We start from the raw sequence: 12,992 nt of genomic DNA, 5'->3' as shown, positions 1-12,992 counted from the left end.
CAATCTATGCTTCTCCTGATAATATGGATTCGTATGTGAGTGAATTTGCCTCAGTTTATGAGTGCATGAAAAAAGCAGGTTTTCGGTACAAAATGCAAGATTCAAAAGGGATCTATTTTGTCCCCCCCGTGAAAAGTGACTCGCTTTTAGTTAATTTGATGGTAGCTGGATATCAGCAATTTATGGATAATGACACCTTTGGTGTGACCAACAAAACGAAAAAGGAACGCGCTTTACTAGCGCATTTTGAGGATGAAAAAAAAATATCAGCAAAAGACAAAAGCTTTACAAAATGGATCTTCAAAGCGTCCCAGCCGTCGTTAAAAAGGTTCTTGGACAAAAGCACAAATAATGAAACAAATTTTAAAAATATTAAGTGGGGTCATTCTGTTAAGCATGATTGCATGTAATTTAGGTAAGCCTGCTCCAGGATACATAACTATGTGGAAAAAACCAGGAGTAGATTTTACTGAAGTAGGAAAAGCCCTGTTAGAATGTGGCATGCCAACCCCTTATGATGTCGATCCAGAAACTCAAACGCTCACTCCTACTGACATGGTCGCCATTGATGCTTGCATGGTTCAATCAGGTTTTCGCCGTAAAAGCAGAAGTAATTGGTGTTATACTTTTAAAGAAGAGAACCTTCCCAATTGTCGTCCAAGCGTTGTCTTCCCCCAGTCAAGTGTCAAAAAGCGCTTAAACAGCCCTTTTTGTAAAAAAAATAAAAATGCATCTGAATGTAAACTTTAAGTTTTGCTGTTTGTGGAAAGCACAATCCCACCTCTAGGTATTCCCATATCGGTGCGGGATTTCTTTCTCAGTTTAGCCATTCCAACGCTATTTAACTATGGGACCTACAAATGTAGCGCAATGATTTATAAAAATATCTATTTCAATTGTTGTCAAAATATTGAGAATAATTATAAGCATAGCGTTGATAGAATATGATTTTAGTAGTAATTTTGCTGTATTTTTGATACAATGCCGAATGGCATAGTCATCGGAAAAAAATAAATGATCATTATTGATTAATATCCATCATTGTTTTGGAAATGAAAAAATAACATTTAAAATAATTTAGAGATTGTTTCGTAATATAAAAATTATTTAAGGGTAGAAAAATGARGCAGATTTTAAAATTATTAAGCGGGATAGCCTTATTTGTTATGGTAGGGTGTTATCCAGAACAGCCTTCTCGAACGTCTGTAGATATGTGGGAAAAGTCTGGTGCAGATCAACTTGAGGTCAAAAAAGCTCTGTTGGAATGCGGAATCCAGCATCTTGATGGTCGTCTTGATACTGAAAAAAGTACCGATGAGAAATTTAATGCAGAGGAGTCTGTGAATGCATGTATGATACAAGCAGGTTTCCAAGATAAATTAGGAAGAGTGAAGTGGTGTGAGAAATATGAAAATCTTCCAATTTGTCAGCCTGATGCTGTTATTCCTCAGCGAAGTGTAGAGAGGCGCTTGGATAGTCCTCATTGTGAAGAGCACAAAGAACAACCTGAATGCCAGCCTTAAATATTGAGGCTGCTGTAATTAGAAATTCTCACATTCTTGTTCTTGCATAGGGGGGTAGTGTCTATATGTTAACGAAAGTTATCTTGCATGTGAGCAAATATTAGCAGATTTAGCAATCTTTCTGTCGTAAATATTGAAGAAGGGGGAAATGAAAGAAATATTGAAATTATTGAGTGCTACCATTTATTAAACTCTGCTAGGATGTATTAATACACCCCCTCCATCGACTTTTGCATTATGGGAAAAGCCTAGTGTCAATAAATCTGTGGTCCAACAAGCATTGTCAAAATGTGGCTGGAAACCAATTTACACTTCTTCTGAAAATATGGATTCACATGCAAGTGAGTTTGCAGCAGTTTATGAATGCATAACTAAAGCAGGTTATCGCTACAAATTGCAAGATTCAAAGGGAATCTATTTTTCATCAGCGCCGCGAAGTGATTCATTTTTAATTAATTTAATGGTAGTAGGGTATCAGCAGGTTATGGACAATGATACTTTTGGTGTAACTAATTCGATAAAACAAGAGAGAGATTTGATGTTACATCTTGAAAATGATAAAAAATTCCAGAAAATAAGAAAGCTTTGAAAAAGTAAAATATTCTTCTTTAAAGCAATAATTAAGWGAAAAATATTATGGAGAAGCGAGAGAAAAATACAGCTCTTTTACCTCTTGATATAATGGATATTCATCAGCTTTGAAAGTTGCAATAGTGTTATGACTAGATGATGATATTGGGGAATGTTGAGAAATTTATTCAATATAAAAATGGCAAAAAATAACTTTGCTAAAATATCTGCTTTAACGATCATAAACAGATTGTTTTCATAAAACTGATTTTGATGTTTTTCAATTTTAGGATAGAGAGTGTTTCACTGTATTTTAGTTCTTATTTGGAAATTTAGAATTTTATGCAAGTGGTTTTGATGTTAAAGAGCCTTTCATTTTATGATCTGTTTTGACATGATATATCCTAAAGTATTTTATTGATTCATTCAAATCATTGATGATAGGGCATGAAGAGAAGTTTTGTTTGTTTATTCAATTTTTTTGCTAGATAGCTGTCAATTTTAATGTAGAAATTGTGTACATTAGCTTATATCAGCAGTGCGCGTTTCTTTGAATTTTTGTTGTCGTTGAAGAAATGATGCGGTTATAGATTTCACTGCATTTCATTGTGTGATATTTTTATTAATAATATTTTGATCATTTGAATTTTAAAAATTATTTCCATTTTGTTGTATTTTTATTTTTGGAAATGAGGTAAATTGAATATTATATCTCTTCAAAATTCATATTTCTTCGCGTTTTTTTGAGATTAATTTTCTGGTGTTTTGTGTTGTAGTTCCTAGCCTCGTGGGGATGAATCTTTAAAAAGAGCGTCATTTTCAATGATCTTTTTAAATTTTGTGTTCTTTCTTTACATAAAATACAAAACCTATTATTAAATACTGTCATTTATCAGAAAAATAATAAAACAACTCTGCTTAATTTTGTTCTTATTGTATTTAATGTGCGGTTTATTGTTTTGCCAGCATTTTTTGTTTTTGTTGAAAAAAGAAAGTTTTGAAAAGCAATGATAATCAAGGTATTTAATAATCGCTTGTATTCGTGTGTTTTTACAGCAGCYATTTTTTCTTTTTTGTTAAATATAAATATTGAGGCACATTCTCACTCGTTTGTACCACTGTCATGTGACGAAAACAAATTACCTTATGAATGCAGCAGTGATGGTGCAAAGCATATAATTAGTGATAAAATATATAAGTTCACGGTGCCTGTTAAATCAAAGAATGAGGGGAAAAGTTCTCTCAATTTTCCTGCTGCTATAAGAGTACAGGAGCCAAATACAGTTATCCAGGCAATGCGTATAGAGATTGAAGGTACTGAAGATATAAAAGATATTTATGGTGCTGTTGTAACAGGAGGGGGAAAAATTGTCTTGAGCGATTCAACTTTTAAAAATGTGTCAATAGGTCTTAAAGCTGATCGTGGAATAATTGAGGTCAATCGTGGAAAAATTGAAGCTTCTCAGGTCGCTGCTTATGCAGAGAATGTTGGAGCATCTGTTATGTTAACGAATACAAAAATTAAAGTGGCAGGTCAGGGTATTGGTCAAGAGAGTGCTCTTTTCATTAGTTCTGATGCGAGTATTCAGATGAAAGGTGGAGCTATTGATGTGAATGATGCGGCTGCGCTTTATGTGGGGAGAGGGGGGAGTGCAATTTTAGATAATGTTACCATTTCTTCAAAATGTCAAAAAATAAAAGATAGAAAAAATACAAATGAGGAAATTACGCATACAGTTTTTGCTGTAAAACAGCAGGGCTCTGTTTCTTTAAAAAATACGAATATTGTTTCTACTGATGTTCATGTTTTAACAGTTGGACAAGATTTTAACACACAATCTGCTGTCGGCTGGGAAGGAAATATTTTAATTTCGCGAGTTAATATTGAAGATTCAACCATTAAGGCAATAGGTAACAAGCATGGTATACATTTTGAAATGGGAGGAGAGGATAATGTGTACGGACAGGGATTTGTTTTTTTGAAGAGGACGGTTTTTGAGGTTCCAGCTGGAACAGCTATTCAAAGTAATAACAGTCAGAGTTATATTGCAGTAACAGAAGGCACAAAAATTTCTGGTGATTTATTATTAACCGCTGAAAAAGGGGGGACTGTAGCGATTTTGGCTGATTCTTCTTCAGTGATTGGGGGAACTCGTGTTGCCGATAATTCTACTGCTGAGCTTTATTTGACAAGAGGATCAAAATGGTTTTTGACGAGAAGAAGAGAGATCGATTCGCTAGTTGCAAATCATACAAGTTCGTTTCTTTCATTTGTAAAACTTTCTGATAGTTTTATTGCTTTTGAAACACCAATGTTTCAAGAGTATCAGACACTTCATATTGGAAAGGGAGAGAAAGAAGTATATAGTGCACAAGATGGTGCGGATATTTATCTCAATACACATCTCAGTAGTGATGGTTTGCTCGATAATAAAAAGACTGATAGACTTTTAATACAAGGTGATGTTTCTGGAAAAACGACAGTTTATGTGCAATTTGTTCTAGGAGATCAGGGGGAGATAGCAACCGGTGAAAATGCTCATAGTATTTCACTTATTCAGGTTTCCGGAAAAGCGGCAGAGGATTCTTTTCAGTTAAATCGTGCTTATATTGCATTAGAGGGGTTGCCTTACCAATATTATCTTAATGGTTATGGGCCAGATTCTGCTCTTGGAAAAGCACAAACTTCTCAGAGATTAGTTGAAGGAGAGGGAGATTTTTGGGACTTCCGCCTTGAAAGTAAATATATTCAGCCTGCTTTAGTGAAGTCTGTTATTGCTCATTCTGAATTAAAGATTAGGGAAGTTGTTCCACAAGTTCCTACCTATCTTCTGTTACAAAATGCTTTATTTCATGTGGGGATCATAGATATCAGTCATCAACAAAAGCAGTTGCAAGCTTCGCGGTCTATTTCTCGTAAGTTATTAAAAGTTGAAGGGAGTTTTGCTTTATCTGTTCATGGTTATGGTGGGAGTTATCATTATGTTTCAGATTTGTCTCTTCTTAAATATGGGTACGATGGAAATGTTGATTATAACGCTATAGAAACAGACATTTTACTCAAAACAATAGAGGGGGCATATAATACGACATCTTTTGGGATTATAGGAACCTATGGAAAGCTTTCCTTACAACCTCGTAACGTGGCGCAAAGTCAAAAGAGTCCGTTTAATAAATGGTCATTTACGGCATATGGTAGTGTGGAACACAACACTGGTTTTTATGTAGATGGTCTTTTATCTTATGGTTTGTTTAAAGGGGATGTGCTTACTCATGCTTGGGGTAAGACTGCGACATTAAAAGCAAATTCTCTGAATGTTTCCGTGTCTGCTGGTAAGGTTTTTATGACAGGACAGGATGGTCTTATTTTTGATCCGCAGATTCAGCTTATTTATCAACATCTTCAATTTGATAAGTTTCGTGATATTGATGGATTTGATGTTGAGATGAAAAAAGGAGATCAATGGTTGATGCGTATTGGAGGACATTTAAGTAAAATATTTACGGCATCTGAAAAGGATCGTATTATTTCTTTTAATGGCAAGATTCATCTTGTACATCGTTTTGGTGAAAAACAATTTGTTTATCTAAAAGATGTTTTCCAGTTAGGTGCTTTTGGTTCTTCTTTAGAAACAGGTTTGGGCATTAAGGCGCAATTTTCTTCTAAAGTTACACTTTACAGTGATCTTAGCTATCAGCATAAGCTAACCAAAGCAGGTTTTTCCGGAGTTCGTTTTTCTGGTGGATTTCGTTATCATTTTTAATAAATCTTTTTCAAAATAATCCATGTGTTTTAATAAATATAAAAGGATTACATTGTTTGGGCTACAGATATATGAGACGTATTCGTCATTAGCTTTTTAAAATAGCCGCATTGTTTATCTTTATATACTGGCAAACATCGTTGTTTGAGGGAACTGATATTAAGTATAACAAGGAAGGGGATATTGATTTCTGATTGGGGGCTTTTGCTGTTAAGAAAAGATGAATGGTGCATTAAAATGCATAGCTTCATATTTTGAGTGATGCGCATTTTCTATTTTGCTTTATAGTCTGTAAGTAGTATTTTTAAAACATGTGAGTGTGTGGAAATACCTTTTTTTAGAGGGAGAGCGTGCAAGGTTATGGATAAAATTAGCACTATTAAATTCAAGATCTTCAGTCTTTAAATCGAGATAAATTCTTTAAAAAAATTGTTCTGGCAGCTGTTGTTGAATATATGAACAAGACCATTGCCTTGCTCGTTAGATAGATATGAAATATAATTCTTAAATCAGAGTGGGGGTAGAAGAGGTTGGTCATGCCGAAAAGTCGATTATAAGTCCTCATTGCTTCAAATATAGAAATATTGAAGAGCTTCTGTTAAAATGCGGTGTAAAAGTAGGTCATAGTTCTCTCAACCGTTGGGTTTTGAAATATGTCCTTTTAAGGAGAGGGTCTGTGAGAAATTTTAGGCAATCGCATTGTGATTTTGTTTCTATCTGTATCGGTGAGGTTGATATCCAAGTTAAGGGTAAAAGAAATATCTCTATCAGGTTATTTAAATATGGTGGTTCCATAAGATACTTAAGGTGTCATCAAGCCATTTATGGTAATCTCACGCTTCTTGATTTGAGGCATGAATAGAGAAAATAAAGCCAGGATATCCACCAAATGCTGGTGGAGGTGGTGAAAAATGATCAGTTTCAAAGAAAATTATAGTTCTGGTGGTTTGTGGATGTTGTGTAACCTTATCGAGACCTGAAAATCCACAGAAGAGTCCATACCCATGAAGAGGAATAATATAATTTGCTACTACTTTTTCAGCAGGAAGTATATCGGGAAGGTTTGGGGTTGGTTCAGCTAAAGCGGCTTTCATACAGAGTTTTGCAAATGAAATCTCTGTCCCTTGCTCCAAAATAAAATGGGAGACACCCGATCCACCGATACGAGCACCGATCTCAATGATATAAGGCAAGTTATTGGCATCTAGGCGGAGCTCTACATGGGCAGCTCCCATATTTATACCAAGAGCTTTAACGCCAGCACATGCAACCTCACATAAAGCAATAATGAGAGGATTGTCTATATCACAGCGTTGACGATAAATTGTTTCTTCAAACCATGGTTCTTCAGGTTGCCCTTTGTCGCCAACAGCCAGAACATGGACACCTGCCGTATCGACAAAGCATTCTACGACAAACTCTTTTCCTGGCAAATACTGTTCTATTATTAAACCTAAAGGTTTATTTTTATCATTGAAACGTACCATGTCTTTATGCTGAACATTCCATACTGCTTTAATGAGATCAGGAAGTTCAGTGGAATTTTTAGCTAACATTACGCCTGTACTTGCCCATCCAGAGATGGGTTTAATGACGAGCGGATAATCTAAGGCATGCACTTGTGATAGGTCTTCTGGATTATTGATATAAAAAAATCTTGGTGTTCTAAGCCCTGCTTTAGCAAAAGCTTGACGCATGAGATATTTGTTTCGGGTTAATGCCGCTACTTCTGGCTCAATACTTGGAGTATTGATTTTGTTTGCGGCCAAAGCTGTCCATAGGATGGCTTCTTCACGAAGGGTTATAACTCCACCAATATTGTGTTCTTTTGCTCCTGCTGCAAAAGCGTTTAGAGCTGCCTCTGAGTTGTCAAAAATAGGAAGTTGCCAAGTTGAAGTAACTGCTGTAGGCAGCTGAATAGGAGCGCTTTCAGCAGTATCATAGATCATGACTAATTCGATATCAGCTGCCCTCGCAGCTTCAAATATAAAGGGTAGTTTTGCATTGCGTTGGCAAACTAACGCGAGTTTTTTCATTTTCCTCATTAAATTTGGAATTTTGGGAATGGCGTTTCTGTTGCCATTTAGATACCTTTGATGCATTTATAAATAAGAGTGATATCCCTATAACAGCCATCATCATAGCAATTATTTTGATCATATTGAGAGAAGTGCTCGAGCCGATGATCCATTCACATGCAACCACGGCAAAAGGAGATAATACGCCAATAGTGTTAGCGTATAATACACCTCCTTCGGCTAAAACTTTTTGGTACAATACGTAAACGGGCGCTGAGCAAACAGTTCCTAAAATCAATATCTTAAATATATCTTCTAACCTAAGATAGAAGAGCAGGTCAGGATCAAAAATGAATAATGGCATAAACGATGCCGCAGAAATTGTCGTGATCCAAGCCAGTGAGGTGAGTAAAGGTAAATTTTTAGATAATGTTTAGATAATAAGCCATAAGTAGAGTAAGAAAGCGCTGCTATTAAAGCAAGAGTATTCCTATCAGGCTGTAAAATTCACTCTCTACACTGTTTATATTAAATGTTATAGCCGCTACACTGACAATGATCATACCGATAAGCTTGAACCATGAGAACATAAGGCTCTTCGTCAGTGTTCCCAATATATAGGTAATTCCTGGAATAGTGGCTAAAATCATGGTTAAATCACTGGCTTTGAGTGACTTTAATGCACCGAAGCTGCAGACAAAGTACAGTGAGAATCCTAACACCGATAGAATTAAAAAAGAAAGTATCATGGAAAGCAATGGGAGGGATCTGAAAATGGCTTTCTCATGAAAGACTGCCATCAACCATAAGGCAGCAGCCGTCGCACACAATCTCAGTCCAACCGCATGCATGACAGGTATATTGCTCACCAAATTTTTAGATAATAACCAACTTATGGAAAACAAAGCTAGAATGGCAAAAGTAAATAGGAATAACCGTCCTTTTAAGAAACTCAATGATTTAATCCCCCAAGAACGTGCTTGTGCACGGTATGATGTTGAAAAATTAAATCGTGACTAGGAGGTTTGCGGTCTTCTAAGATTATTTTGGATATAAACCTTAGCCCCTGCCAAATAAGCGTCATCATCTAATGTTTCAAGTGCTTCTATATCTGTCATTATCAGTGATATTACTTGCTTAAGATTCTCTAAGTTAAATTGAATATAACTTTGATTCATTTCAATCATGCTTTGTTATGCATCAACATTTCAAAAAGCACGATAAAAGTACGATATAAGAAAATAAACTCTTTTAAAAAATTATTCTAACAACTGTTGCTGAATATAGGGAGAAGATCATTGTTTTATTTGTTATAAGGAAGGATATATTTTAAAATCGGTTTGGATTGGTAAGATCTTTTTTCTTCTTTAAGATAGGGAAAAATCAATTTAACCTTAATCGGATATATAGTGCTTTGAAAAACTGTCGTTTTTTGAAATATCAGAGGTGAAACAATATGCGTGAAATTTTGAATCATTTTGATCGTCCCTTGAATAAAAATAGTTTAAATAAAGATAATTCTGTTCAAAAGACTCAAAATCTTTCATGCCAACCACATCCCAAGCGGTTTTATAGGGAAGTGAAAATCGCTTATGAGGAGGGGGGCTTTACAATCTTATTAGATGAACGCCCTGTTAAAACACCAGCAAGGCGCCGTTTTCTTGTGCCAACGAAAGTGTTTGCGGAATTCATTGCTCAGGAATTTGAGAGCCAAAAGCACGTTGTTGATCCAGCAAAAATGCCGATGACACGTCTTGTTAACACTGTTATTGATGGTATTGCTGATGATATGCAGGTTGTTTTTGAAGATTTATTGCGTTTTGTTGTTTGTGATATGATCTTTTATCGCGCACAAACCCCTAAAGAACTGGTGCAAAAACAATCTGAGCAATGGGATCCTTTATTGGATTGGGCAGAAGAAAAACTAAGAGCACGGTTTTATTTGACAGAAGGGCTGATGCATGTGGAACAATCACCAGAAGCACTTCAAGCCGTGAGTCATTATTTGCATAGCGTTGAGTCTCCTTATATGCTTGCTGCACTTCATGTGATGACAACTTTAACGGGATCTGCTCTTATTGCTCTTGCGGTCGCTGCGGGACAAATTGATGCGGATCATGCTTGGTTTATTGCCCATTTAGATGAAGATTGGATGATGGAACAGTGGGGAACGGATAAAGAGACAATGGAACGCCGTGCTCATAAAAAAATTGAGTTTAAGGCTGCTGCTACAATTGTTACAACTTGTTTATAAACTTTCTTTCTCCCATTACAGTATTTTTGTGACTTTTTGAGGATTGATTTTTACTTTTTCAAGTCCAGGAAACACTTCATCAATTGTATTTAAAATTGCTTCGTCATTATCTCGGATAAAATACCATTGGTTATTGTGAAATAGGGCAATAATTTCAGTTTGAATAGAGCATTTTTTTCCTGCATTTGTTGTGGTTACAAGCTCTACAGGTATAACAAAATAAGGAATGCCATTATCAAGTTTACCTTCACGTTTTTGTTTTTGGTCAATGTGGACACTTTCAATCTTATAATTTTTTGCTAACTGTTCGATTTGGCTTTTCATGATTTGCCGAAATTGTGATAGACTAAAATTTTTTTTGGCGATTAAGCTGTTGATGATTTCGGGAGGGATAGTATTTAAGATGGCATTTGCATCGGCATTTTTAAGTGCTTTACTATAAGCAGATGTTGCTTTTTCAAGGGCTATGAGTTTTTGGTTTGTAATTGTATGTGCTTGCGTTATTGATGTAATAAGGACAATGCACAAAAGAATGGAAACGAGAAAATAAATTCGCCGCATTAGAAACCTTGCTAATTAATTTGAAGAGATTCAAAATGATTATAAAGGAAAAGTAGATAAGCAAAAAGCTTCTTGCACTCTTACACGAGAAGAATATCCACAAAAATGGAGGCTTTCGCCTCCATTTTAAAAATTAAAAGAATACGTACCGATTGTTTAAACAGAATAGTACATATCAAATTCAACAGGATGGGGCGTTGTTTCGTAACGCAAGACTTCTTGCATCTTTACTTGAATAAAGGAATTAATCTGATCATCATCAAAAACATCGCCAGCTTTAAGAAAGCCACGATCTTTGTCGAGTGCTTCAAGTGCTTCACGCAGACTTCTTGAAACGGTAGGGATATCTTTGAGTTCTTTTAAGGGTAGATCATAAAGATCTTTATCCATGGCATGTCCAGGATGAATTTTGTTTTTGATTCCATCAAGACCAGCCATTAAGAGAGCTGCAAATGCTAAATAAGGATTTGCTGTTGGGTCTGGAAAACGAACTTCTACGCGTTTTGAATTTGGTGAAGAACTCATTGGAATACGGCAAGATGCAGAACGATTACGTGCCGAATAGGCAAGAAGGACAGGAGCTTCATAACCAGGAACCAAACGCTTATAGGAGTTTGTGGATGGATTAGTAAAGGCATTGATTGCTTTCGCGTGCTTAATAACACCACCGATAAAAAATAAACAGGTTTCTGAGAGCCCAGCATATTCATTTCCCGCAAAAATGGGTTTGCCATCTTTCCAAATAGAAATATGAACATGCATTCCAGATCCGTTATCACCAAAAATTGGTTTGGGCATGAAGGTTGCTGTTTTTCCATAACTGTTTGCTATTTGATGGACGACATATTTAAAAATTTGCATTTTATCCGCTTCGCGAACAAGCGTATCAAAACGAATCCCCAATTCATGTTGGCCTGCTGCCACTTCGTGATGGTGTTTTTCAACCTGTACGCCCATATCTTTGAGTGCTGTGAGCATTTCAGAACGCATATCTTGACAGGAATCAATTGGCGGGACAGGAAGATAGCCTCCCTTCATTCGTGGGCGATGTCCTAAATTGCCTGTTTCATATTCTGTATCATCATTGGAAGGAAGTTCGCTTGAATCGAGTTTAAACCCTGTGTTGTAAGGATCCGTTTTATAGCGCACATCATCAAAGATAAAAAACTCTGCTTCTGGACCTATATTGATTGTATCTCCAATACCTAAAGATTTCATATAAACCTCAGCCCTTTTGGCGATAGAACGAGGATCTCTACGATAAAATTCACCAGAGACAGGATCAAGGATGTCACAAAATATGACCAAAGTAGACTGAGCAAAAAAAGGATCAATATACGCTGTTTTGGGATCAGGCAATAAAACCATATCAGATTCATTAATTGTTTTCCAACCAGCAATTGACGAACCATCAAACATAACACCATCATTAAAGGTGTCTTCGCTGATCTCTGCGATATCCATTGTAATGTGATGCAATTTTCCTCGTGGATCAGTAAAACGTAAATCAACAAAACGGATTTCGTTGTCTGCAATCTGTTTGATAATATCTGATGCGGTTGTCATATTCAATTTCCTTAATATGGCGTTGAGGGTAATAAAAGATGAATTTTCGTTGTCTATTAAAGAGCATCAATCCCAGTTTCGTCAGTGCTTATACGAATGGCATCATCAATGGAAAAGACAAATATTTTTCCATCCCCTATATGTTTCGTTTGAGCTGCTTTGCGTATAGCATCAACAGTTTGCTTCAGTTTTTCATCGGATACAACAATTTCAATTTTTACTTTAGGTAGAAAGTCAACAACATAGTTCGTACCACGATAAAGTTCTGTATGTTCCCTTTGATGACCAAAACCTTTCGCTTCTGTTACAGTAATACCATGCAGTCCAATTTTTTGAAGCGCTTCTTTTACTTCATCCAGTTTGAAAGGTTTTATAATGGCTTCAATTTTTTTCATGCTGAAATTATCTCCAACGTTATTTTGTCTTTATTAGACTGCATCACATTATATTGACAACTGTAAGAAGTCCAACAGATACTTTGTGCACAAAAAGTCGAAAATAATGCTCCTCTATGCTCTTGGAGGAGAGTTCTTTTTGTAGAATAAAGTGAAATACTGTTGTTTTGAAAAAAATCTTACAATTCTTTGTATAGAATAAAATAAGATAATTAAGAGAGTTTTTTCTTTTTTGTTGAATAATACTTTGTCTCATAAGGATAATTAGACGTTTTTTCATATTAAATGAGAAACTCTCATAGCGTGAGATTTTTTCATTTTCGATCTTTTTATGGTTAATC

The 12,992-nt window shown here is 35.7% G+C and carries 13 protein-coding genes; 6 read left to right on the top strand and 7 right to left on the bottom strand.

Annotated features, from left to right (window positions below; genetic code table 11):
* Positions 1–35: 35 nt before the first annotated feature.
* The 5 genes from HWX04_RS08400 (at position 36) to HWX04_RS00555 (ending at position 5,857) form a co-directional block, all read left to right on the top strand.
* Positions 36–410, top strand: a complete 375-nt coding sequence (locus tag HWX04_RS08400; protein ID WP_246257261.1) for a hypothetical protein — start codon at positions 36–38, stop codon at positions 408–410.
* Positions 352–750, top strand: coding sequence for a hypothetical protein (locus HWX04_RS00570; protein WP_175868298.1), 399 nt, complete (start codon positions 352–354; stop codon positions 748–750). Before HWX04_RS08400 ends, HWX04_RS00570 begins: the two co-directional genes overlap by 59 nt.
* 371 nt (positions 751–1,121) lie before the next feature.
* Complete coding sequence (locus HWX04_RS00565) at positions 1,122–1,523, top strand: hypothetical protein (RefSeq protein ID WP_175868297.1); 402 nt, start codon at positions 1,122–1,124, stop codon at positions 1,521–1,523.
* Positions 1,524–1,716: 193 nt separating this feature from the next.
* Positions 1,717–2,112 (top strand): hypothetical protein, encoded by a 396-nt coding sequence (locus tag HWX04_RS00560; RefSeq protein ID WP_246257274.1) that lies wholly within the window; start codon positions 1,717–1,719, stop codon positions 2,110–2,112.
* Between the two features lie 988 nt (positions 2,113–3,100).
* Positions 3,101–5,857 carry an autotransporter family protein gene (locus HWX04_RS00555; RefSeq protein WP_175868296.1) on the top strand — a complete coding sequence of 919 codons (2,757 nt, stop codon included), beginning with the start codon at positions 3,101–3,103 and terminating at the stop codon, positions 5,855–5,857.
* A gap of 833 nt (positions 5,858–6,690) precedes the next feature.
* Here the strand turns inward: HWX04_RS00555 and HWX04_RS00550 are convergent.
* The 4 genes from HWX04_RS00550 to HWX04_RS00540 all read right to left on the bottom strand — a co-directional run bounded on the left by HWX04_RS00550 (position 6,691) and on the right by HWX04_RS00540 (position 9,062).
* A complete protein-coding gene (locus HWX04_RS00550; RefSeq protein ID WP_175868295.1) occupies positions 6,691–7,893 on the bottom strand; it encodes an ATP-grasp domain-containing protein in 1,203 nt (400 codons plus the stop codon).
* Entirely contained in the window at positions 7,838–8,257 is a 420-nt protein-coding gene (locus tag HWX04_RS08395; RefSeq protein ID WP_343037548.1) for an EamA family transporter, read from the bottom strand. The genes HWX04_RS00550 and HWX04_RS08395 overlap by 56 nt, the downstream gene beginning before the upstream one ends.
* 91 nt (positions 8,258–8,348) lie before the next feature.
* Entirely contained in the window at positions 8,349–8,744 is a 396-nt protein-coding gene (locus HWX04_RS08390; protein WP_246257272.1) for an EamA family transporter, read from the bottom strand.
* Between the two features lie 147 nt (positions 8,745–8,891).
* Complete coding sequence (locus HWX04_RS00540; protein WP_175868294.1) at positions 8,892–9,062, bottom strand: hypothetical protein; 171 nt, start codon at positions 9,060–9,062, stop codon at positions 8,892–8,894.
* A gap of 269 nt (positions 9,063–9,331) precedes the next feature.
* Between HWX04_RS00540 and HWX04_RS00535 the strand changes: the two genes are divergently transcribed.
* Positions 9,332–10,129, top strand: coding sequence for an ATP12 family chaperone protein (locus tag HWX04_RS00535; protein ID WP_175868293.1), 798 nt, complete (start codon positions 9,332–9,334; stop codon positions 10,127–10,129).
* Positions 10,130–10,144: 15 nt separating this feature from the next.
* On the opposite strand, the gene HWX04_RS00530 is transcribed toward HWX04_RS00535, so the two are convergent.
* The 3 genes from HWX04_RS00530 to HWX04_RS00520 form a co-directional block, all read right to left on the bottom strand.
* Entirely contained in the window at positions 10,145–10,690 is a 546-nt protein-coding gene (locus HWX04_RS00530; protein WP_175868292.1) for a hypothetical protein, read from the bottom strand.
* 156 nt (positions 10,691–10,846) lie between these two features.
* Positions 10,847–12,256, bottom strand: a complete 1,410-nt coding sequence (gene glnA / locus HWX04_RS00525; protein WP_175868291.1) for a type I glutamate--ammonia ligase — start codon at positions 12,254–12,256, stop codon at positions 10,847–10,849.
* A 56-nt stretch (positions 12,257–12,312) separates the two neighbouring features.
* A complete protein-coding gene (locus HWX04_RS00520; RefSeq protein ID WP_175868290.1) occupies positions 12,313–12,651 on the bottom strand; it encodes a P-II family nitrogen regulator in 339 nt (112 codons plus the stop codon).
* Between the last annotated feature and the right edge of the window lie 341 nt (positions 12,652–12,992).

This window comes from Bartonella gabonensis, assembly GCF_903679515.1.
Classification (GTDB): domain Bacteria; phylum Pseudomonadota; class Alphaproteobacteria; order Rhizobiales; family Rhizobiaceae; genus Bartonella; species Bartonella gabonensis.
The sequence above is the reverse complement of the archived record's forward strand: the minus strand, read 5'-3'. Positions and strand labels throughout refer to the sequence as shown.